At 72.8% G+C, this 21,168-nt stretch carries 13 protein-coding genes; 8 read left to right on the forward strand and 5 right to left on the reverse strand.

The features are described from left to right. Positions 1-3 precede the first annotated feature (3 nt). The 4 genes from ACZ4V1_RS28720 to ACZ4V1_RS28735 all read right to left on the reverse strand — a co-directional run bounded on the left by ACZ4V1_RS28720 (position 4) and on the right by ACZ4V1_RS28735 (position 4,400). Entirely contained in the window at positions 4-507 is a 504-nt protein-coding gene (locus tag ACZ4V1_RS28720) for an ATP-binding protein (RefSeq protein ID WP_468341563.1), read from the reverse strand. A gap of 372 nt (positions 508-879) precedes the next feature. Beyond that, a complete protein-coding gene (locus ACZ4V1_RS28725) occupies positions 880-1,647 on the reverse strand; it encodes an enoyl-CoA hydratase/isomerase family protein (RefSeq protein ID WP_468341566.1) in 768 nt (255 codons plus the stop codon). Between the two features lie 95 nt (positions 1,648-1,742). Continuing rightward, positions 1,743-3,005, reverse strand: a complete 1,263-nt coding sequence (locus ACZ4V1_RS28730) for a L,D-transpeptidase (RefSeq protein ID WP_468341569.1) — start codon at positions 3,003-3,005, stop codon at positions 1,743-1,745. A gap of 153 nt (positions 3,006-3,158) precedes the next feature. Next, entirely contained in the window at positions 3,159-4,400 is a 1,242-nt protein-coding gene (locus tag ACZ4V1_RS28735) for a L,D-transpeptidase (protein ID WP_468341572.1), read from the reverse strand. A 163-nt stretch (positions 4,401-4,563) separates the two neighbouring features. On the opposite strand from ACZ4V1_RS28735, the gene glgX reads away from it, so the two are divergent. The 7 genes from glgX to ACZ4V1_RS28770 all read left to right on the forward strand — a co-directional run bounded on the left by glgX (position 4,564) and on the right by ACZ4V1_RS28770 (position 17,484). Next, on the forward strand, positions 4,564-6,831 hold the full coding sequence (glgX, locus tag ACZ4V1_RS28740) for a glycogen debranching protein GlgX (RefSeq protein ID WP_468341574.1): 2,268 nt from the start codon (positions 4,564-4,566) through the stop codon (positions 6,829-6,831). Positions 6,832-7,138: 307 nt separating this feature from the next. Then, positions 7,139-8,995: an ABC transporter ATP-binding protein gene (locus ACZ4V1_RS28745; protein ID WP_468341577.1), complete on the forward strand. Its 1,857-nt coding sequence runs from the start codon at positions 7,139-7,141 to the stop codon at positions 8,993-8,995. Next, positions 8,992-10,854: an ABC transporter ATP-binding protein gene (locus tag ACZ4V1_RS28750; protein ID WP_468341580.1), complete on the forward strand. Its 1,863-nt coding sequence runs from the start codon at positions 8,992-8,994 to the stop codon at positions 10,852-10,854. Before ACZ4V1_RS28745 ends, ACZ4V1_RS28750 begins: the two co-directional genes overlap by 4 nt. A 46-nt stretch (positions 10,855-10,900) precedes the next feature. Beyond that, on the forward strand, positions 10,901-12,700 hold the full coding sequence (locus ACZ4V1_RS28755) for an ABC transporter ATP-binding protein (protein ID WP_468341583.1): 1,800 nt from the start codon (positions 10,901-10,903) through the stop codon (positions 12,698-12,700). Then, positions 12,697-14,490 carry an ABC transporter ATP-binding protein gene (locus ACZ4V1_RS28760; protein ID WP_468341586.1) on the forward strand — a complete coding sequence of 598 codons (1,794 nt, stop codon included), beginning with the start codon at positions 12,697-12,699 and terminating at the stop codon, positions 14,488-14,490. Before ACZ4V1_RS28755 ends, ACZ4V1_RS28760 begins: the two co-directional genes overlap by 4 nt. A gap of 294 nt (positions 14,491-14,784) precedes the next feature. Then, positions 14,785-16,824 (forward strand): M4 family metallopeptidase, encoded by a 2,040-nt coding sequence (locus tag ACZ4V1_RS28765; protein ID WP_468341589.1) that lies wholly within the window; start codon positions 14,785-14,787, stop codon positions 16,822-16,824. 150 nt (positions 16,825-16,974) lie between these two features. Next, entirely contained in the window at positions 16,975-17,484 is a 510-nt protein-coding gene (locus ACZ4V1_RS28770) for a DUF1990 family protein (protein ID WP_468341592.1), read from the forward strand. Between the two features lie 24 nt (positions 17,485-17,508). Here the strand turns inward: ACZ4V1_RS28770 and ACZ4V1_RS28775 are convergent, their stop codons facing one another. Then, positions 17,509-20,127: a glycosyltransferase family 1 protein gene (locus ACZ4V1_RS28775; RefSeq protein ID WP_468341594.1), complete on the reverse strand. Its 2,619-nt coding sequence runs from the start codon at positions 20,125-20,127 to the stop codon at positions 17,509-17,511. Between the two features lie 310 nt (positions 20,128-20,437). On the opposite strand from ACZ4V1_RS28775, the gene ACZ4V1_RS28780 reads away from it, so the two are divergent. Then, on the forward strand, positions 20,438-21,168 hold a 731-nt coding region (locus tag ACZ4V1_RS28780), incomplete at its 3' end, for a maltotransferase domain-containing protein (protein WP_468341597.1).

Genomic DNA, 21,168 nt, shown 5'->3' on the forward strand with positions numbered 1-21,168 from the left:
GTCTCAGCGGTCCGCCACTCGCATCTCGAACCAGGTCGTCTTCCCGCGCGGCAGCAGATCGACGCCCCACCGGTCGGACAGCTTGTCGACGAGGAAGAGGCCGCGCCCGCTGATGTCCGTCTCCTGAACCGGCATCAGACACGGCAGCCCCCTGGACGGGTCGCGGACCTCGACGCGGATCCAGCCGGGACGGCGGGGCATGTGGAGGCCGAAGACGCGGGCGCCGGTGTGGCGTACGGCGTTGCCCACCAGTTCGGAGACGAGCAGGACGGTGTCCTCCGTGACCTTGGGGCCGAGTTTCCACTGACGCAGGGCCACGATCTGGGCCAGTCGGCGGGCGGTGGCGGCGGACTCGGGGCGGGACGGTAACGGAACCTCACGCTCCGTCGGATTGCCGAACAACTCCAGCGCCTTGAGGGCGCGTTCGTCCTCGACCGCCGGCGACCAGCGCGCCGCGGTCGCACGTCCGGCTCCCCGCGGCTGTTCCGTACCCTCCAGCCCCGCCATGCCCCCATCATGGCCGCCCCCGGGCGGCTCCGGGGCCGTTCCCGGGGAATGCGCCCCTGCGACACCCTGCCTCGGCAGCGGTCGATCGGCATATGCCGCAGGCAGTTCGGAGCTGAATAAAGCCCCACTGACCTGCGCGGACGGCTCGGCCGGAGACAAGCGGCGGACTCCCTCGACAAGACGCGCTTAATGGTGCGTTAAGGCTGCCATAAACCGCCCCATCGAGGGACCCTGAATCAGACACCGCGTCAACTGCAAGTACCGCGGACCAACTCATCGGACCAACTTCACCGGACCGGCCTCACCGGACCGGCCTGACCGGACCGGCTTCATCGGACCGAACCTCACCCGGCCGTGACCACCAGGTCGGCCTCAGAGGAACTTCGCCTTCCCCGGGCCCTCCTCCACGAAGCTGCGCATCCCGCGTTCGCGGTCCTCGGTGGCGAACAGGCCCGCGAACCAGTTCCGCTCGACGGCGAGGCCGGTCTCGATGTCCGTCTCCAGGCCCATGTCGATCGCCTCCTTCGCCGCGCGCAGCGCGATGGCGGGCCCCTTCGCGAGCCGGGCGGCCCAGGCGTGCGCCTGCTCGTAGACCTCGGCGGCCGGCACCACGCGGTCCACCAGGCCGAGTGCCAGCGCCTCGTCGGCCTTCACCTGGCGGCCCGTGAAGATGAGGTCCTTCGCCTTGGAGGGGCCGACCAGCCGGGACAGCCGCTGGGTACCGCCCGCACCGGGGATCAGCCCGAGCAGGATCTCGGGCTGGCCCAGCCTGGCGTTCTCCCCGGCGATGCGGAAGTCGGCGCAGAGCGCGAGTTCGCAGCCGCCGCCGAGGGCGTATCCGGTGACCGCGGCGACCACGGGCTTGGGGATGCGGGCCACCGCCGTGAAGGAGTCCTGCAGGGCACGGGAGCGCGCGATCATCGCCGCGTGGTCCATCACCTGCATCTCCTTGATGTCCGCGCCCGCCGCGAACACCTTCTCGCCGCCGTAGATCACCACGGCGCGCACGTCCTCGCGGCGGGTGGCCTCCTCGGCGAGCTCCTTGAGCCGGTCCTGCGTGGCGACGTCCAGCGCGTTCATGGGCGGGCGGTCCAGGCGCAGAGTACCGACGCCGTCCGCGACTTCGAGAGATACGGTCATGCCCAGCAGGTTAACGAGTACTAACGGAATCGGCCCCGGTGCCGTACCTCACATCGAGGGCACCGGGGCCGATCGCCGTACCGTCGGCCGAAGGCTCAGGCCTTCCACTTCTCCCAGGACATGTTCCAGCCGTTGAGGCCGTTGTCCGGGGCGATGGTCGCGTCGTCGGAGTTCTTCACCACGACCACGTCGCCGATGAGCGAGTTCTCGAAGAACCAGGCGGCCGGCGCCTTCTCGTCCCAGCCGCCGCGGACGTCGCGCAGGCCGATGCAGCCGTGGCTGGAGTTGCGGTTGCCGAAGGCGTCGCCGCCCCAGTAGTTGCCGTGGATGAAGGTGCCGGAGGTGGACAGGCGCATGGCGTGCGGGACGTCCTTGATGTCGTACTCGCCGCCGTAGCCGACCGTCTCGCCGTTCATGCGGGTCACGGGGAGCCGCTCGGTGATGACCATCTGGCCGTTCCAGGTCTCGTAGCCGGGCGCGCCGGTGGTGACGGGGATGGTCTTGACGGTCTTGCCGTCCCGCACGACCTTCATCGTGAGCTTCTTGGCGTCGACGACGGAGACCTGGCTGCGGCCGACGGTGAAGGAGACGGTCTTGGCCTGCTCGCCGTAGACGCCGTCGCGGCCCTCCACGCCGTCGAGGTTGAGGTCGACGGTGACCTTGGTGCCGGCCTTCCAATACTTCTCCGGCCGGAAGTCGAGGCGGTCGTTGCCGAACCAGTGGCCCGCGACCTCGACGGCCGGCTCGGTCTTGATGCGGATGGCCTTCTCCACGTCCTCGGGGTTGGTGATGCCCCGGGTGAAGCGGATCGAGAACGGCATGCCGACGCCGACCTTCGAGCCGTCCTCGGGGGTGAAGTGGCCGATGAAGGTGTTCTTCGGCGTCAGGGTGGTGAAGCGGGAGTCCTCGGCGGCCGTGCGGCCCTCGGAGTCCTTGGCGACCGCGTGCACGGTGTACGTGGTGGCGGCGGCCAGGTGGGTGGACGGCGTCCAGGTGGCGCCGTCCCCGGATATCCTCCCGCCGACCTTCGCGCCGTCGGCGTCCTTGACGACGACCTCGGTCAGCTTGCCCTTCGTGGCGCCTATCTTCAGGGCGCCGCTGGTGTCGACGGCCTCGGCCCCGTCCTTCGGCGCGATGCTCACGACGGCCTCGGACTGCTTGCTCTGCGCCGCGGTGGAGTCCTTGGCGTTCTTGCCGCCGTCTCCCGTTCCGGCTCCCGAGCCGGATCCTCCCCCGCCGCACGCGGTGACCGTCAGCAGCACACCCAGTGCCAGCGCCGACAGTGACCTGCCGCGTCCCCTGCCGCCCCGCCCCCGGATGCCGGCCGACGACACCCCCGATATCGGACGCACGTTCAACTTGTCTCCCCTCGCCGGGCCCGGTCGGGGCCCGCGCCCCAGTGCGCCCGCGCGCACCGGCGCATCGTAACCGCAGGCCAGGGGCGTAGGGGCCAGAGGAATTGTCACTGTTCCGTACCGAGTTGGCGGCCGGGCACCGCGAGCGCGGCGGCGTCACTTCACCGCACTGCCCGCCTTCCACTCCTTCCAGTTCATGTTCCAGCCACCGAGGCCGTTGTCGGGGGCGACCTTCTTGTCCTTGCTGTGGACCACCTCCACGACGTCGCCGATCAGGCTGCGGTCGAAGAACCAGCCCGCCGGGGTGTCGGAACCGCCGCCCTTGACGTCGCGCAGCCCGACGCAGCCGTGGCTGACGTTGGCCCGGCCGAAGGTGTCCTCCGGCGCCCAGTAGTTGCCGTGCAGGAAGGTGCCCGAGCTGGTCAGGCGGATGGCGTGCGGGACGTCCGGGATGTCGTACTCGCCGCCGAAGCCGACCGTGCGGCTGTTCATGCGGGTGACGTCGAGCATCTCGGTGATCACCATCTTGCCGTTGTAGGTGGGCGTCGCCGGCGCCCCCGCCGTGATCGGCACGGTGGTCAGCAGCGTGCCGTCCCGGCGCACCTGCATCGTCCGCTTGGCCGCGTCGACGAGCGAGACCTGGCTGCGGCCGACGGTGAAGGTGATCTTCTTGTGCTGGAGCCCGTACACCCCCGGCGCGCCCTCGACGTCCCGCAGCCTCAGGTCGACGGTGACCTTGGTGCCGGGCTTCCAGTACTCCCTGGGGCGGAAGTCGAGCCGGTCCTTGCCGAACCAGTGGGGGCGGATCTCGGTGGCGGGCTTCGCGGTGACCGAGACGGCGCGTTCGACGGCGGCGCGGTCGGTGATCTCCCGGCTGAACTCCAGGGAAACGATCATGCCGGTGCCGACGACGGAGCGGTTCTCGGGGCCGACGTATCCGATGAAGCGCTCGTCGGGGACATAGGTGGTGAAGGTGGTGTGCCGGGCCGAGCGGTGTCCCCGGCCGTCCAGGGCGACGGCGTCGACCGTGTACTTCGCGGCGAGTGCCAGCCGGTCCTCGGCGGGCCGCCAGCTCAGGCCGTCGTCGGAGATCCGGCCGGGTACCGGGGTCTCCCGCGCGTCCTGCGACTTGACGACCTTCACCGACTCCAGCCGTCCGTCGGGCACCCGCACCGACAGCTTCTTCTCCTCCGGCCGGACGGCCTCGCTGCCGTCGTCCGGGGTGATGCGGATGACCTCCTCGGCGGCGGGTGGCTTGCCGAACACCTCGCCGATGCCATCGCCGATACCGCCGCCGTCCGAGGTGCATCCGGCGGCCCCGGCCAGCAGTCCTGCCCATGTCAGTACGGCGGCCAGAGCGGCCCCCGCGCGCCGTGCGCGCCCATGTACGTGCCTCACATCCACCCGTAACGACCCATCCGCCCCGGGGAAACGTGAGTGCGAGCCATGCGGTGGGCAGAACAGTGGGGAAGGACGACGCGACGGGGGACAGCGGCCGGGACGCCGCACGCCCTTTTCCCGTCGCCGGCACGTCGTTCCACGAGCCGCAGGAGGCTGACAGGTGTCCAGCGCAGCCGAGCAGGAGGCGGTGACCGGGAAACCGGCCGCCGAGGACGGGCACCCCGCCGTCGTGGTGAACGGCGCGCGACGTGCCGCGTCGCCGCCCGCCGTGCCGGCCTGGCCGGGCACACCGGTGCCGCTGGGCGCCCGGTACCGGACCGGGCCGGACCAGGTGGCGGGCACGAACTTCGCACTGTGGGCGGGCGGGGCGGAGGCGGTGGAGCTGTGCCTGTTCGACGGGCCGAGCCCCGGTGGCAGGGAGAGCCGGGTACGGCTGACCGAGCTGACGCACGAGGTCTGGCACGGCTTCGTACCGGACGTGGGACCCGGTCAGCGCTACGGCTTCCGGGTGCACGGCCGCTGGGACCCGTGGACCGGCGCCCGCTGGAACCCGGCGAAGCTGCTGCTCGACCCGTACGCCCGGGCGGTCGACGGCGACTTCTCCCTGCCGCCCGAGGTGTACGGGCACGTCCGCGACTGGCCCCAGCAGCATGTGGCGGACACCGTGCGCGACGACCGGGACTCGGCGCCGTACGTCCCGAAGGGCGTCGTCGTCCATGACGGCGGCCCCGACGACGAATGGACGTACGACCGGCGGCCGAAGACACCGTGGGCGGACTCGGTCATCTACGAGCTGCACGTGCGCGGATTCACCAAGCTGCACCCGGGCATCCCCGAAGAGCTGCGCGGCACGTACGCCGGTCTGGCGCATCCGGCGGCGATCGAGCACCTGACGCGGCTGGGCGTGACGGCGGTGGAGCTGCTGCCGGTGCACCAGTTCGCGCACGAGAGCCACCTGCTCGACCGCGGCCTGCGGAACTACTGGGGCTACAACTCCATCGGCTACTTCGCCCCGCACGCCGCCTACGCCGCGTCCGGCACCACCGGACAGCAGGTCGGCGAGTTCAGGCGGATGGTGCGCGCGCTGCACGCGGCCGGCATCGAGGTCATCCTCGACGTGGTCTACAACCACACGGCGGAGGCGGGCGAGCTGGGCCCGACGCTCTCGCTGAAGGGCATCGACAACCGCGGTTACTACCGCCTCCAGCCGGACGCCCGCCGGTACGCCGACTACACCGGCTGCGGCAACACCCTGCACGTCGTCCAGCCGCACGTCCTGCGCCTGATCACCGACTCGCTGCGCTACTGGGTGACGGAGATGGGCGTGGACGGCTTCCGCTTCGACCTGGCGGCGGCGCTGGCCCGCTCGATGCACGACGTCGACATGCTGTCCCCGTTCCTCGCGGTGATCGCGCAGGACCCGGTGCTGCGGCGGGTGAAGCTGATCGCCGAGCCGTGGGACGTCGGCTCGGGCGGCTACCAGGTGGGGGCGTTCCCGCCCCTGTGGACGGAGTGGAACGACCGCTACCGCAACGCCGTGCGGGACTTCTGGCGGCACGCGCTGCCGGACGTGCGGGAGATGGGCTACCGACTGTCGGGCTCCAGCGACCTGTACGCGTGGGGCGGGCGCCGGCCGTACGCGTCGGTCAACTTCGTCACCGCGCACGACGGCTTCACACTCCGGGACCTCGTGTCCTACGAGCGCAAGCACAACGAGGCCAACGGCGAGGGCAACCGGGACGGCACGGACGACAACCGGTCCTGGAACTGCGGCACGGAGGGAGAGACCGACGACGAGGACGTGCGGGCGCTGCGGCGACGACAGCTGCGCAACCTGCTGACCACACTCCTGCTGTCGACCGGGGTGCCGATGCTGGTCGCGGGCGACGAGCTGGGCCGCACCCAGGGCGGCAGCAACAACGCCTACTGCCAGGACAACGAGATCAGCTGGGTGGACTGGACCCTGCTGGACGACCCGGAGTGGCGGCCCCTGTTCGAGCTGACCTCCCGGCTGATCGCACTGCGCCACCGGCATCCGGTGCTGCGCCGCCGGGCCTTCTTCTCCGGCCGGGCGCACTCCGCGGACGGCCTGCGCGATCTGGCCTGGTTCACCGCCCGGGGCACGGAGATGACGGAGCGGGACTGGTACGCGCCCGCCGCCACGCTCGGCATGTACCTCTCCGGGCGGGACATCCCGGGCCGCGACGAGCGCGGCGCCCCGATCGTCGACGACAGTTTCCTGGCCGTCCTGCACGCGGGCGAGGGGCCGGCCGGTTTCCTGCTGCCGGGGCCGCCGTGGGCGGAGCGGTACGAGGTGGTCGTCGACACCAGCCGGGAGGAGCAGGCGGACGCACCGGGCGGGACGCACCCGGCGGGGACGGAGATCACGGTACCGGCGCGGGCGGTACTGCTGCTGAAGGCGGGCTGAGCCGGTCGGCGGCGGGTGGTGGTGGTGGTGGTCTCGCCGGCGCCGTTCGGGCCGGGGATCCCGAAGATCTCGCCCGCCCTCGGCGGTGAACGACACACCGGCGACGGCGGGGCGGCCGCCGCAGGACTCGCGCGGCCCGGTGACTTCGAGGACGGGCCTGGCACCGGCGTCCCGGGACGCGGGGGCCCGGCACATCGGCCGACGCGCTCGAAGGCGCGTCAGCCGACCGGTTGATGCCCCCGTACGACCCCGGTGAGCTCGAAAACCCGGTGGGCACTGTCAGTGGTGAACCGTAGGCTCACTGCTGATGTCCACGACACCCGCCTCCGCCAAGACGTCCACCGAGGGCCGGTCCACCGTGCGCGCTCTGCTGCGGCTGTGGCCCTATGTGCGGCCCGTGCGGGCGCGGTTGGCGACCGCCGCCTGCGTGGCGATCGTCGCCTCCTGCGTGGGGCTGGTGATCCCGCTGGTCCTGAAGTGGATGGTGGACGGGCCGGTCGCCGACCGCGATCCGGCCGGCGTGTGGCTCGGAGCGCTGTACCTGCTGCTCCTCGGCCTGGCGGAGGCGCTGCTGTTCGGGCTGCGGCGGTGGCTGGTGGCCCGGCCGCTGGCGGGCGTCGAGGCGGGGATGCGGGCGGACCTCTACCGGCACCTGCAACGGCTGCCGGTGGCCTTCCACGACCGGTGGGCGTCGGGGCAGTTGCTGTCGCGCGGGACGACGGATCTGATGCTGCTGCGCATGTTCCTCGCCTTCCCGCTGACGTTCCTGCTGGTCAACGGTGTGACGATCCTGGTCGGCGTGGGCATCATGCTGGTGCAGGACTGGACGCTGGGGCTGGTCATCCTGGGGCCGGCCATTCCCGTGATGATCACCTGCGCGGTCTTCGAGAAGAAGTACTCCGCGGTGGCCCGGCGCGCGCAGGACCAGGTCGGGGACCTGACGACCGTGGTCGAGGAGAGCGTGCTCGGCATCCGGATCATCAAGGGATTCGGCCGGCACCGCAGCCAGGCCCGGGCCTTCCACGAGCTCTCGCACCGGCTGCGGGGGACGGAGCTGCGCAAGGCGCGGCTGCTGGCGTCCATCTGGGCCGTCATCGTGACGCTGCCGGAGGTCGCGATCGGGGCGGCGCTGGTGGTGGGGACGGTGCAGGTGGCGGACGGGACGCTGTCGGCGGGGACGCTGGTGGCGTTCCTGTCCACGGCGCTGGCTCTGCGGTGGCCCGTCGAGTCGATCGGCTTCCTGCTGGCGATGAGCCAGGAGGCGGCCACGGCCACGGACCGCTACTTCGAGGTGATGGACGCGGAGGCCGAGACCGACGCCGCCGCGCCGACCCGTTCCGGAACCGGCGACGCCGGTCGCGTCGGTGGCCTGCGATTCGAGAACGTCCGCTTCCGTTACCCCGACGCACCCCCCGGCTCCCCGCCCCTCCTCGACCGCGTCGACCTCCATGTCCGCCCCGGCGAGTCCATGGCCCTGGTCGGTGCCACCGGCAGCGGCAAGACGACGCTCACCGCGCTCGTCCCCCGCCTGCACGAGGTGACGTCCGGCCGGATCACGCTGGACGGCGAGGACATCACCGCCCTGTCCCGCGAGGAGCTGCGCGCCAAGGTCGCCGTCGCCTTCGAGGAGCCCACCCTCTTCTCGGCGACCGTGGGCGAGAACGTGCTGATGGGAGCCGATGACGGCGCGGGTGACGAGGAACTGGGCCGGGCACTGGCCGTCGCACAGGCCGACTTCGCCCACGCGCTCCCCCAGGGCACCGGCACCCGGGTCGGCGAGCAGGGCCTCAGCCTGTCCGGCGGGCAGCGGCAGCGCCTCGCGCTCGCCCGGGCGGTGATCGGCGAACCGAGGTTCCTCGTCCTGGACGATCCGCTGTCCGCGCTGGACGTGCACACGGAGGCCGCCGTCGAGGCCGCCCTGCGGCAGGTCCTCGCCGACACCACCGCCCTGATCGTCGCGCACCGCCCGTCCACGGTGCTGCTCGCCGACCGCGTCGCCCTGCTCTCCGGCGGCCGGATCAGCGCCGTCGGCACCCACCGGGAACTGCTGCGCGACAGCGCCGAGTACGCCCGTCTGATGTCCGGCCTCGACGGACGAGGGGAAGCCGAGGAATCCGGAGAAGCCGAGGAAGCCGAGGAAGCCGAGGAGGGGGACGGCCGATGACCGCGCCCACGGCCACCGCGCCGGACAGGGGACAAGCGAAGGACGGGGACGCGGAGACCCGCGCGGCCGACGACCTCTTCGACCGGGACGTCCTGCCCAGCCCGCCGGGCGCGACCGCCGCCCTGCTGCGCTCCCTGCTGACGCCCCTGAGGGCCCGTGTCGTCCTCACCACCTTCCTCCTGCTGCTCCAGCAGGCGGCGGTCCAGGCGGGCCCGCTGCTGGTGGCGTACGCCATCGACCACGCCGTGCCGGCCCTGCGGGACGACGACCACGGTCCGCTGATCGCGGTGGGCGCCGGCTACCTGCTCTGCTCACTGGGCGCGGGCGCCCTCCAGTACGCGTTCGTCGCCGCCGCGGCCCGCGTCAGCCAGGACGTGCTGCTGGATCTGCGGGGGCGGATCTTCCGCCACGCGCAGGCGCTGAGCGTCGACTTCCACGAGCGTTACACCTCGGGCCGGCTCATCTCCCGCTCGACCACGGACGTGGAGTCGCTGCGCGAGCTGCTGGACGAGGGCCTCCAGGAGCTGGTGACGGTCGTCCTCTCCTTCGTCTACATCGCGGCGCTGCTGCTCTGGCTCGACCTGGGCCTCGGCGGCGTCGCGGTGGCGTCGTTCGTGCCGCTGTACGCGCTGGTGCGGCTGTACCGGCGGCGCGCGGGGCGGGTGTACCGGCGGCGGTCCACGGCGATCGCGGCGGTGATCGTGAAGTTCGTGGAGACGATGAACGGCATCCGCCCGGTGCGCGCCTTCCGCCGGGAGGCCGCCAACGACGCCGACTTCGCCGTACTGAACAGGCGCCACGAGCGGACGAACGGCGACGCGCTCCTGGAGATGGCCCGTTACGTCCTCGGCTCGCGGCTGGTCGCCAACACGGCCGTCGCGGGGATCGTGCTGTGGGGCGCCTACCGGGTCGCGGACGGAACGCTGGCGCTCGGTGTCCTGGCGGCGGCGGTGCTGTACCTGCGGCGGCTGTACGACCCGATCGACCGGCTCGGCATGTTCCTGAACTCCTACCAGTCCGCGGCGGCCTCGCTGGAGAAGATCGCCGGGCTGCTGGCCCAGACGCCGACCGTGCCCGAGCCGGCCGCGCCGAAGGAGCTGCCGCCGCCGGCGTCGGAGCACCCGGGGCGCGAGGTCGTCTTCGACGGGGTCCGCTTCGGCTACCGCACCGGCGGCGAGGTGCTGCCCCGTTTCGGCCTGACGATCCCGGCCGGGCAGACGGTCGCCGTCGTGGGCTCGACCGGCGCGGGCAAGTCGACGCTGGCGAAGCTGCTCGCCAGGTTCTACGACCCGTCCGACGGGCGGGTCCTGCTGGACGGCACCGACCTGCGCGACCTCGCGGTGCCCGAACTGCGGCGCGGGGTGGTGATGGTGACGCAGGAGGCCTTCCTGTTCTCCGGCACGGTCGCCGAGAACATCGCCATCGGCCGTCCGGAGGCGACGCGCGAGGAGGTCGAGCGGGCCGCGAAGGCGATCGGCGCCCACGACTTCATCGCCGCGCTGCCCGACGGCTACGACACCGACGTGCGCAAGCGGGGCGGCCGCATCTCCGCCGGGCAGCGGCAACTGGTGGCGTTCGCGCGGGCGTTGCTCGCCGACCCGGCGGTGCTGATCCTGGACGAGGCGACCAGCTCGCTGGACGTCCCCGGCGAGCGTGCGGTGCAGCGGGCCATGGCGACGGTGCTGAAGGGCCGTACGGCGGTCGTGATCGCGCACCGGCTCTCCACCGTGGAGATCGCCGACCGGGTGCTGGTGATGGAGCACGGCCGGATCGTGGAGGACGGTACGCCGGCCGATCTGATCGCGGGTACCGGCCGGTTCGCGGATCTGCACCGGGCCTGGCGGGACAGTCTGGCGTGAGGGCGGCGGTTCGAGAGGTCCGTGCGGAGAACCGCCGGGGGCATCCGTGATCGACGCGTACGAGGACCCCGGCACGCCCGACCACCGGGGCGGCCGGCGTTACCTGTGGTGGCTGGTCGTCCGGCAGTGGCCCCGGTGCCTGGCGGGGGCGGTGTTCGCCAGTGCCTGGATGGTGCTGCTTGCGGCGACGCCGTACCTGATGGCCCGGGCGATCGACCACGGTCTGGTCCCCGGTGACCTGGGCGCGCTGGCGGGCTGGACCGGTGCGCTGGTCGCCGTCGGCGCGTTCGACGCCTGGCTGGGCGTCATGCGGCACCGCACCATGACGCGGGTGCGGATGGACGCCAACTTCCGCACCGTCAAGGTGGTCGTCGGGCACGCCACGCGGCTCGGTGCGGCGCTGCGCCGGCAGGTCGGGGCCGGTGAGGTGGTCACCATCGGGGTGGGCGACGTCCAGACGATCAGCAGGGCCCTCACGGCCGTCGGACCGGGCGTCGGAGCGGTCGTCGCCTACGCGGCCGTCGGTGTGCTGATGCTGTCGGTGTCGCCCCGGCTCGCCGCGGTGGTGCTGCTCGGGGTGCCGGCGATCGGCGTGCTGCTGGGCCCGCTCATGGGGCGGTTGCGGGGCACGGAGACCGAGTACCGGGAGCGGCAGGCCGTACTGACCGCGCGGATCGGCGACCTCGCGGGCGGGCTGCGGGTGCTGAACGGGCTGGGCGGAAAGGGCCTGGTCGCGGACGCGTTCCGCCGGGACTCGGGGCGGCTGCGCGAGCAGGGCTACCGGGTGGGGGCGGTGACCAGCTGGATCCAGGCCATCGGCGTGGGCCTGCCGATGCTGTTCCTGGGGCTGGTGACGTGGCTGGGCGCCCGGCTCGCCGTGCAGGGGCGGATCAGCGTGGGCGAGCTGGTGTCGGTGTACGGCTACGTGGTCGCGCTGGGGTGGCCGGTGGCGTTTCTCATCGAGATGGCCCAGCAGCTCACCCAAGGGGTGGTGGCCGCCCGGCGTGTCGTCACGTTCCTGCGGCTGGAGCCCGAGCCGGACGACGGCGTCCTCGACGCCCCCGCGGAACCCTCGGTGCTCTACGACCCGGCCTCCGGGGTCCGGGTGGCGCCGGGCCGCCTGACCGCGCTGGCCGGGTCCCGCCCGGCCGACGCCGCCACCGTGGTCGACCGCCTCGGCCGGTACGCCCCGTCCGACGTGACCTGGGGCGGCGTTCCGCTGACCGAGGTACCGCTCGAGCGGGTACGGGCCCGCATCCTGGTCTCCGAGGCGGAGGCCGACCTGTTCGCAGGCACCCTGCGCGACGTGATCGGCGCCACGGAAGCCCACGGCGGGGGCGCGGGCGGTACCGGTGCGCGGCTCCGTCGCGTGGGCGCGACCGGCCACGACGAACCCGCGGGCGCCCGGCGGACCGCCGAGGCCCTCTGGGAGGCGCACCTGGCCCGGGCCCTGCACACCGCCGCCGCGGACGACATCGTCCGAGGCCTTCCCGACGGACTGGCGGCCCCGGTCGCGGCCCAGGGCCGCACCCTCTCCGGCGGCCAGCGCCAGCGCGTGCGGCTGGCCCGGGCCCTGCTGGCCGATCCCGAAGTACTGCTCGCCGTCGAACCGACCTCCGCACTGGACGCCCACACGGAGGCCACGGTGGCGGACCGGCTGCGGGACGCCCGCAAGGGCCGTACGACCGTGGTGACCACCACGTCCCCGCTGGTCCTCGGCCGGGCGGACATCGTGCACTACCTGGTCGACGGCAAGGTCGCCGCCACCGGTGGCCATCGTGAACTCCTCGACACCGAGCCGGGGTACCGGTCCTTGGTCGCACGGGACGACGAGGTGGCCCGATGAGGTCTCCGGGACGGCTCCCCGTCGCCGAGCGCGCCGATGTCCGCCGGGCGGCGGCCGGACTCGTACGCGCCGACCGGCGAGCCTTCGCGCTCGTCCTCGGCCTGAACGCGCTGGCCGCCCTGGCGGGGCTCGCGGGTCCGTGGCTGCTGGGCCGGATCATCGACGAGGTGCGCGCCGGGGGCGGCGTCGGCGCCGTCGACCGGATGGCGCTCACCATCCTGCTGTGCTCGCTGGCGCAGCTGCTGCTGGCCCGCTGGGCGCGGTACGCGGGACACCGTTTCGGGGAGCGGACGCTGGCGCGGGTGCGGGAGCGGTTCGTGGACCGGGTGCTGGAGCTGCCAGCGTCCGTGGTGGAACGGGCGGGCACCGGGGACCTGACGACGCGCGGCACCGCCGACGTGTCCGCCGTCGGCACGACGTTGCGCGACGCCGGACCCGAGCTGCTGATCAACTCCGTGCAGGCCCTGTTCCTCACCGCCGCGGTGTTCGTGCTCGACCCGCTGCTCGGTGCCGTGGGTGTGCTGGGGCTGGCGCCCGTCTGGTTCGCGCTGCGCTGGTACCTGCGCCGGGCGCGGGCCGGCTATCTCGCCGAGGGGGCGGCCACCTCGGAGGTCGCCGAGAGCCTCGCCGCCACGGTGTCCGGGGCCCGCACGATCGAGGCGTTCGGGCTGGCCGAGCGGCGCGTCGCGACGAACCGGGAGGCGCTGGAGGCCGCACGGCGCACGCGGTTCCACACGCTGTACCTGCGCAGCGTGTTCTTCCCGGCGGTGGAGATCTCCTACGTCGTACCCGTGGCGGGCGTGCTCCTGATCGGTGGTGTCCTGCACGCGCACGGGTCGGTGAGCCTCGGTGCGGTGGTGGCGTGCTCCGTGTACCTGCAGCAGCTGGCCGGGCCGCTCGACGAGGTGCTGATGCGGATCGAGCAGCTCCAGGCGGGCGGTGCCTCCTTCGCCCGGGTGGAGGGACTGGCACGCGCCCCGCGGGCGGCGGCCGACCACTCGCCGGCACCGGCCGACGACCGTATCGACGTGTCCGGGGCGCGGTACGCGTACGACCGGAGCGGCGAGGTGCTGCGCGGGGTGGACCTGACCGTGCGGCCGGGTGAGCGGCTGGCGGTGGTCGGGCCTTCCGGGGCCGGCAAGACCACGCTCAGCCGTCTGCTGGCGGGCGTCGACTCGCCGACCGAGGGCTCGGTGACGGTGGGCGGGGTGCCCGTGGCCGGGCTCGGACCGGAGCGGCTGCGCCGCCAGGTCGTGCTGGTCACCCAGGAGCACCATGTCTTCCTCGGCACGGTCCGCGACAATCTCCTCATCGCCGAACCGGACGCCACGGACGAGGCGTTGTGGGCCGCGCTCGCCGCGGTGGGCGCCGCGGAGTGGGTGCGGGAGCTGCCCGACGGTCTCGGCACCGAGCTGGGTACGGACGGCCACCGGGCGGACGGCTCCCGGGCCCAGCAGCTCGCCCTGGCCCGGGTGGTACTCGCCGACCCGCACACCCTGATCCTGGACGAGGCCACCGCCCTGCTGGACCCGACGACGGCCCGGCACACCGAGCGCGCCCTCGCCGCCGTGCTGGAGGGCCGTACGGTCATCGCCATCGCGCACCGCCTGCACACCGCGCACGACGCCGACCGGGTGGCCGTGATGGAGGACGGCCGGCTGACCGAACTGGGCACCCACGACGAGCTGGTGGCGGCCGGCGGCGCCTACGCGGCGCTGTGGGGGTCCTGGCACGGGGAGCCGTCGCCCGGGCCGGCACCGCGGCTGGCGCCCGGGCCCGGTACTGACTGAGCGGGCAGTCAGTACCGGGCCGAAGCATCCCTTCCGTATATCGAACATGAACGCCCGGACAACGAACGATTTCCGGCCAACTTTCTGACGCGCTCCTGACAGGAGCCGCGTATTCCTGCCACTCTTCCCACGGCCGCTCCACAGCGCCCCCGCAGCTTCCCCACCAGCGCGCTGCGCGGCGGTCAGCTCCTTGCACGTGGTTTCTGCGTACCGAACCAGTACCGCCCGGCCGGCCCACCCGCCGACCGGTCTCCCCTGGCCGCGCGACCCGCGGCCACGCAGAAGGAGTCAGTGTTGAGCAGCAGCACTCCCCACAGACGCACCTCCCACACCCCGTCCCACCGCACCACCCACCGCCGCGCCGCCGCCGTGGCCCTGGCCGGTGTCGCCGCGCTGATCGCCACGGCGGTCCAGTCCGGCGCCGCGACCGCGGCACCCGGTCCGGCCCCCGCCCCGGGCGCCGAGTCCGTCAAGCTCACGCCCGCCCAGCGCGCCGAGCTGATACGCGACGCCAACGCCGGCACTGCCGAGACCGCCGACGGCCTGGGCCTGGGCGCCAAGGAGAAACTGGTCGTCCGCGACGTCCTCAAGGACCGCGACGGCACCGTGCACACCCGCTACGAGCGCACCTACGACGGCCTGCCCGTCCTCGGCGGCGACCTGGTCGTCACCACCGGCTCCGGGAAGACCGAGCGGGTCGTGAAGGCCACCTCCAAGGCGATCAAGCCGGCCACCGTGACGCCGAAGATCGCGGCCGGCAAGGCCGAGCAGCAGGCCGTGTCCGCCGCGAAGGCCGCCGGCGCCGAGCGGCCCGAGGCCGACCGTGCCCCGCGCAAGGTGATCTGGGCGGCGAACGGCACCCCGGTCCTGGCGTACGAGACGGTCGTGGGCGGCCTCCAGGAGGACGGCACCCCGAACGAACTGCACGTGGTCACCGACGCCGCCACCGGCGCCAAGCTCCACGAGTACCAGGCCATCCACAACGGCACCGGCAACACCCTGTACAGCGGGACGGTGACGCTGGGCACGGCGCAGTCCGGGTCGTCGTACACGCTGACCGACACCACCCGCGGCAACCACAAGACGTACAACCTCAACCGGGGCACCTCGGGGACCGGGACGCTCTTCTCCGGCCCGGACGACGTGTGGGGCAACGGCAGCGCGTCCAACGCCGAGACCGCCGCCGCCGACGCCCACTACGGGGCCGCGCTGACCTGGGACTACTACAAGAACGTCCAGGGCCGGTCCGGTATCCGCGGCGACGGCGTGGGCGCCTACTCCCGGGTCCACTACGGCAACAACTACGTCAACGCCTTCTGGTCGGACGGCTGCTTCTGCATGACGTACGGCGACGGTGCCGGCAACGCCAACCCGCTGACGTCCATCGACGTGGCCGCGCACGAGATGACGCACGGACTCACCTCCAACACCGCGGGGCTCAACTACAGCGGCGAGTCCGGCGGGCTGAACGAGGCCACCTCCGACATCTTCGGCGCGGCCGTCGAGTTCCACGCGAACAACTCCTCCGACGTCGGTGACTACCTCATCGGCGAGGAGATCGACATCAACGGCGACGGCACCCCGCTGCGCTACATGGACAAGCCCAGCAAGGACGGCGCGTCCAAGGACTACTGGTACTCGGGTATCGGCAACGTCGACGTCCACTACTCCTCCGGCCCGGCCAACCACTTCTTCTACCTGCTGAGCGAGGGCAGCGGCACCAAGACCATCAACGGTGTCACCTACGACTCGCCCACCTCGGACGGCCTCCCGGTCACCGGGATCGGCCGCGCCAAGGCGGAGAAGATCTGGTTCCGCGCGCTGACCACCAAGTTCACGTCGACCACCAACTACGCGGGCGCCCGCACCGGCACCCTCGCGGCGGCCGGTGAGCTGTACGGCACCGACAGCGCCGAGTACAAGGCGGTGCAGCACGCGTGGGCGGGCATCAACGTCGGCGCGCGCCCCGGTGGCGGGGGCGGCGGCACCTCCTTCGAGAACACCGCCGACGTGGCGATCCCGGACAACGGCCCCGCGGTCACCTCGTCGGTCCCCGTGACGGGCCGGGCCGGCAACGCGCCCGCCAACCTCCAGGCCACGGTCGACATCGTGCACACCTGGCGCGGTGACCTGGTGATCGACCTGCTGGCCCCGGACGGGACCGCGTACCGCCTGAAGAACTCCAGCTCCTCGGACTCGGCGGACAACGTGAAACAGACGTACACGGTCAACGCCTCCTCGGAGACCGCCAACGGCACCTGGAAGCTGCGCGTCCAGGACGTGGCGGCCCGGGACACCGGATACATCAGCGGCGTCAAGCTCACCTTCCCGTAGGCCCGCGCGGTTCACCCACGGCCGGGGCGCCGTCTCGGAGGTTCGACTCCTCCGGGACGGCGCCCTCCGCACGCACCGACCCGCCGGTCATGGCCGGACGGCGGCACCCGGAACGCCAGGTTCCAGGGTGCCGCCCTACTCTTGGTCCCCATGTCCTTCACGTACGACGACGTCGGCGCCACCCGCGAGCAGGGCCACTGCCCGCCCGGCTTCCGCCCCATGCACGTACGCACGCGCCTCGGGGAGGGCGAGCCGGTGTTCCAGCGTGCGGTCGAGGCCGTGCTCACCTGGGAGATGCACCGCGAGATGGGCGTCGGCGTCGACGCGAGCGCGGAGCGTGCGGCGCCCGGCGTCGACGTCACCGTCACCCTCGCCGGGATGATCAAGGCGCCCTGCCGGGTGGTCTGGACCCTGGACGAGCCCCGCCGGGCCGGCTGGGCCTACGGCACCCTGCCCGGCCACCCCGAGTCCGGCGAGGAGGCCTTCGTGGTGGACCGGACGGGCGACGGCACGGTCTGGCTGACCGTGACCGCCTTCAGCCGCCCCGCCAAGTGGTACGCCAAGGCCGGCGGGCCGGCGGCCCGCGCCTTCCAGCACGCCTACGCCCGCCGCTGCGGCACCGTGCTGCGACGGCTGAGCGGCGGCGACGAGGAGGACTGAGCCCACCGCGCCGCCCCGGGCCGCTCACCTCATCAGCAGGCCCGCCGCCTCCGCCAGCTCGTCCGACGGCACCGCGACCAGCCCCGGTTCCGCGCCGGACACCAGCAGCCGGTGCGCGGGCAGGATGCGGACCGTGTAGCCGAAGGGGCCGGTGCGGTCCAGAGCCAGCGGCCCCTCGTACGCCCAGCGGCCCTCCAGGTCGGGGCCGCCCACCGGTTTCAGCGGCACGGACGCCGCGTCGGTGATCCGGTCCTCGGAGTCGACCCGCCCCGAGACCGCCTGCACCTCGACGTCGTCCGGGGCCAGGTCGCCGAGGTTCACCCGCACCCGCAGTCCGAGCGTCGAGCCGAGCTCCGCCGTGGCGCTCGCGGCGGACGTCTCCACATGGTCGACGCTCACCCCGGGCCAGGCCGCCCGCACCCGGGCCTTCCACTCGGCCAGCGCACGGGCGGAGTCCGGGTCCATCGCCCGATGGGCCTCGGCGGCGGGGGCGTAGAGCCGCTCGACGTACTCGCGGACCATGCGGCCGGCCAGCACCTTGGGCCCGAGCAGGCTCAGGGTCCTGCGGACCATCTCGATCCACCGGTCGGGCAGCCCGCTCGCGCCCCGGTCGTAGAAGCGGGGGGTCACCCGCTGCTCCAGCAGGTCGTAGAGGGCGGCGGCCTCTATGGCGTCGCGCCGGTCCGGGTCGGTGCCCGCGCCGTCGGCGGTCGGGATCGCCCAGCCGAAGTCCGGCTGGTACCACTCGTCCCACCAGCCGTCCAGCACCGACAGGTTGAGGCAGCCGTTGAGGGCGGCCTTCATGCCGCTGGTGCCGCACGCCTCCAGGGGCCGCAGGGGGTTGTTCAGCCAGATGTCACAGCCCGGGTAGAGCTTCTGCGCCATCGCCATGCCGTAGTCCGGCAGGAACACGATCCGGTGCCGCACCCGCGGGTCGTCCGCGAACCGCACCAGCTCCTGCACCAGCCGCTTGCCTCCGTCGTCCGCCGGGTGTGCCTTGCCCGCGACGACGATCTGGACCGGCCGCTCGGGGTGCAGGAGGAGGTCCATCAGGCGGTCGCGGTCGCGCAGCATCAGCGTCAGCCGCTTGTACGACGGCACGCGCCGCGCGAACCCGATGGTGAGCACGTCCGGGTCGAGGACGTCGTCGATCCAGCCCAGCTCGGCCGTCCCGGCGCCGCGTTGCCGCCAGGAGACGCGCAGCCGCTCCCGGACCTCGGTGACGAGCTGCTCCCGCAAGGTGCGGCGCAGCTCCCAGATGTCCTGGTCGGGGATGTCGGCGACCGAGTCCCAGCGGTCCGAGCCGCCGACGGTCAGCGCGTCCTCGGCCCGCTGCACGCCGATCTGCCGGGCACCGAGCCGGAACACCTCCGGGGCGACCCAGGTCGGGGCGTGCACGCCGTTGGTGACGGAGGTGATCGGCACCTCGTCGGCGTCGAAGCCGGGCCACAGTCCGGAGAACATCTCCCGGCTGACCCCGCCGTGCAGCAGGGAGACGCCGTTGGCGCGCTGGGCCAGGCGCAGGCCCATCACAGCCATGTTGAAGAGGTTGGGCTCACCGCCGGGATAGGTCTCCATGCCGAGCCGGAGGACGCGTTCGACGTCGATGCGCGGGAGTTCGGAGTCGGGGCCGAAGTGGCGGGCGACCAGCTCGCGGTCGAAGCGGTCGATGCCGGCCGGGACGGGGGTGTGGGTGGTGAAGACGGTGCCGGCCCGCACCGCCTCCAGCGCGGCCCCGAATTCCAGTCCCTTCTCGCAGAGTTCGGAGATGCGTTCCAGCCCGAGGAAGCCCGCGTGCCCCTCGTTGGTGTGGAACACCTCCGGCGCGGCGTGGCCGGTGAGCCGGCAGTACGTCCGTACCGCCCGGACACCTCCTATGCCCAGCAGCATCTCCTGGAGGAGCCGGTGTTCGCTGCCGCCGCCGTAGAGCCGGTCGGTGACGCCTCGTTCGCCGAGGTCGTTCTCTTCGACGTCCGAGTCGAGCAGCAGCAGCGGCACCCGGCCGACCTGGGCCAGCCAGACGCGGGCGCGCAGTTCCCGGCCGCCGGGCAGCGCGAGGGCGACGTGCGCGGGCGTGCCGTCGGTCTCCTCGAGGAGGACCAGGGGCAGCTCGTGGGGGTCGAGGACGGGATAGTGCTCCTGCTGCCAGCCGTCCCGGGAGAGGGACTGGCGGAAGTAGCCGTGGCGGTAGAGCAGGCCGACGCCGATGAGCGGCACACCCAGGTCGCTGGCCGCCTTCAGGTGGTCGCCGGCCAGGATGCCGAGACCGCCGGAGTACTGGGGCAGGGCGGCGGTGATGCCGAACTCGGGCGAGAAGTAGGCGACGGCGGCGGGGAGTCGGCCGGGCTGGGCCTGGTACCAGCGGTCGCCGGTCAGGTAGTGGTCGAGGTCGTCGGCCACCGCGGTCAGCCGGCGCAGGAAGCGCCGGTCCTGAGCCAGCTCCGCGAGGCGCGCGGGCGGGACGGTGCCGAGCAGCCGTACCGGGTCGCGGCCGGACGCGGACCAGCACTCGGGGTCGACGGACTGGAAGAGGTCGCGGGTCTCCGGATGCCAGGACCAGCGCAGATTCCGGGCCAGATCGCTGAGCGGCCGGAGGGGGTCGGGGAGAACGGGACGGACGGTCAGTCGACGAATCGCCTTCACCCTCACGACGTTACCGGTGGGATGTGTCCCTCGCCGGGGCCTTCGCCCTCAGACCTCCGATTCGGCCTGAACGGCGTCGTTCGCGATCTCCGGACGGGCTAATAACCACCGGCGTGTCGATCTTCCGGCGGGGAAGGTGTCCGGTCAGGTCGTCGCGTGTGTCGACATACGCGTGAGTAGGTAACAAAGTGCCGGATTGCCCACCCGAAAAGTGTGGGAAGGCTCCTGCGGTACACCCCACACGCAGCATCGCAGGACCCACCTCCCCAGAGTCATCCGCCCACCCTCGTTGACGCGGACAGGAGCGGTCATGCCCGCCACGCACCACTCGTCAGTACCCCCCTCGACGTCCCCTGCGACGCCACCCGCGGCATCCTCCGAGACGTCCCCCGCGGCATCCTCCGAGGCGCCCCCCGCGGGCGGCACCACCGTCGTCGGACGCATCCCCGTCCTGGACGTCCGCCCGATGGTCCGGCACGGACGCAGGCCCGCCAAGGCGGTCACCGGCGAGTCCTTCGAGATATCGGCCACCGTGTTCCGGGAGGGGCACGACGCGGTCGCCGCCAACGTCGTCCTCAGAGATCCGCGGGACCGGCCGGGCCCGTGGACCCCGATGCGGGAGCTGGCCCCCGGCACCGACCGCTGGGGTGCCACCGTCACCGCCGGCGAGCCCGGACTGTGGTCGTACACCGTGGAGGCGTGGGGCGACCCGGTCACCACCTGGCGGCACCACGCGCGGATCAAGATCCCGGCGGGGATGGACACGGACCTGGTTCTGGAGGAGGGGGCCCGGCTGTACGAGCGCGCCGCCGCCGACGTGCCCGGAGGCGGGGACCGGCGGGAGCTGCTCGCCGCCGTCGACGCGCTGCGGGACGAGACCCGGCCGGCCGCCTCGCGGCTGGCGGCGGCGTTGACGCCCCGGGTGGACGCGGTGCTGGCCCGGCACCCGCTGCGGGAACTGGTCACCACCTCCGACCCGCTGCCCCTGCTGGTCGAGCGCGAACGCGCCCTGTACGGCGCCTGGTACGAGTTCTTCCCCCG

It is taken from the genome of Streptomyces sp. NPDC028991 (genome assembly GCF_055564775.1).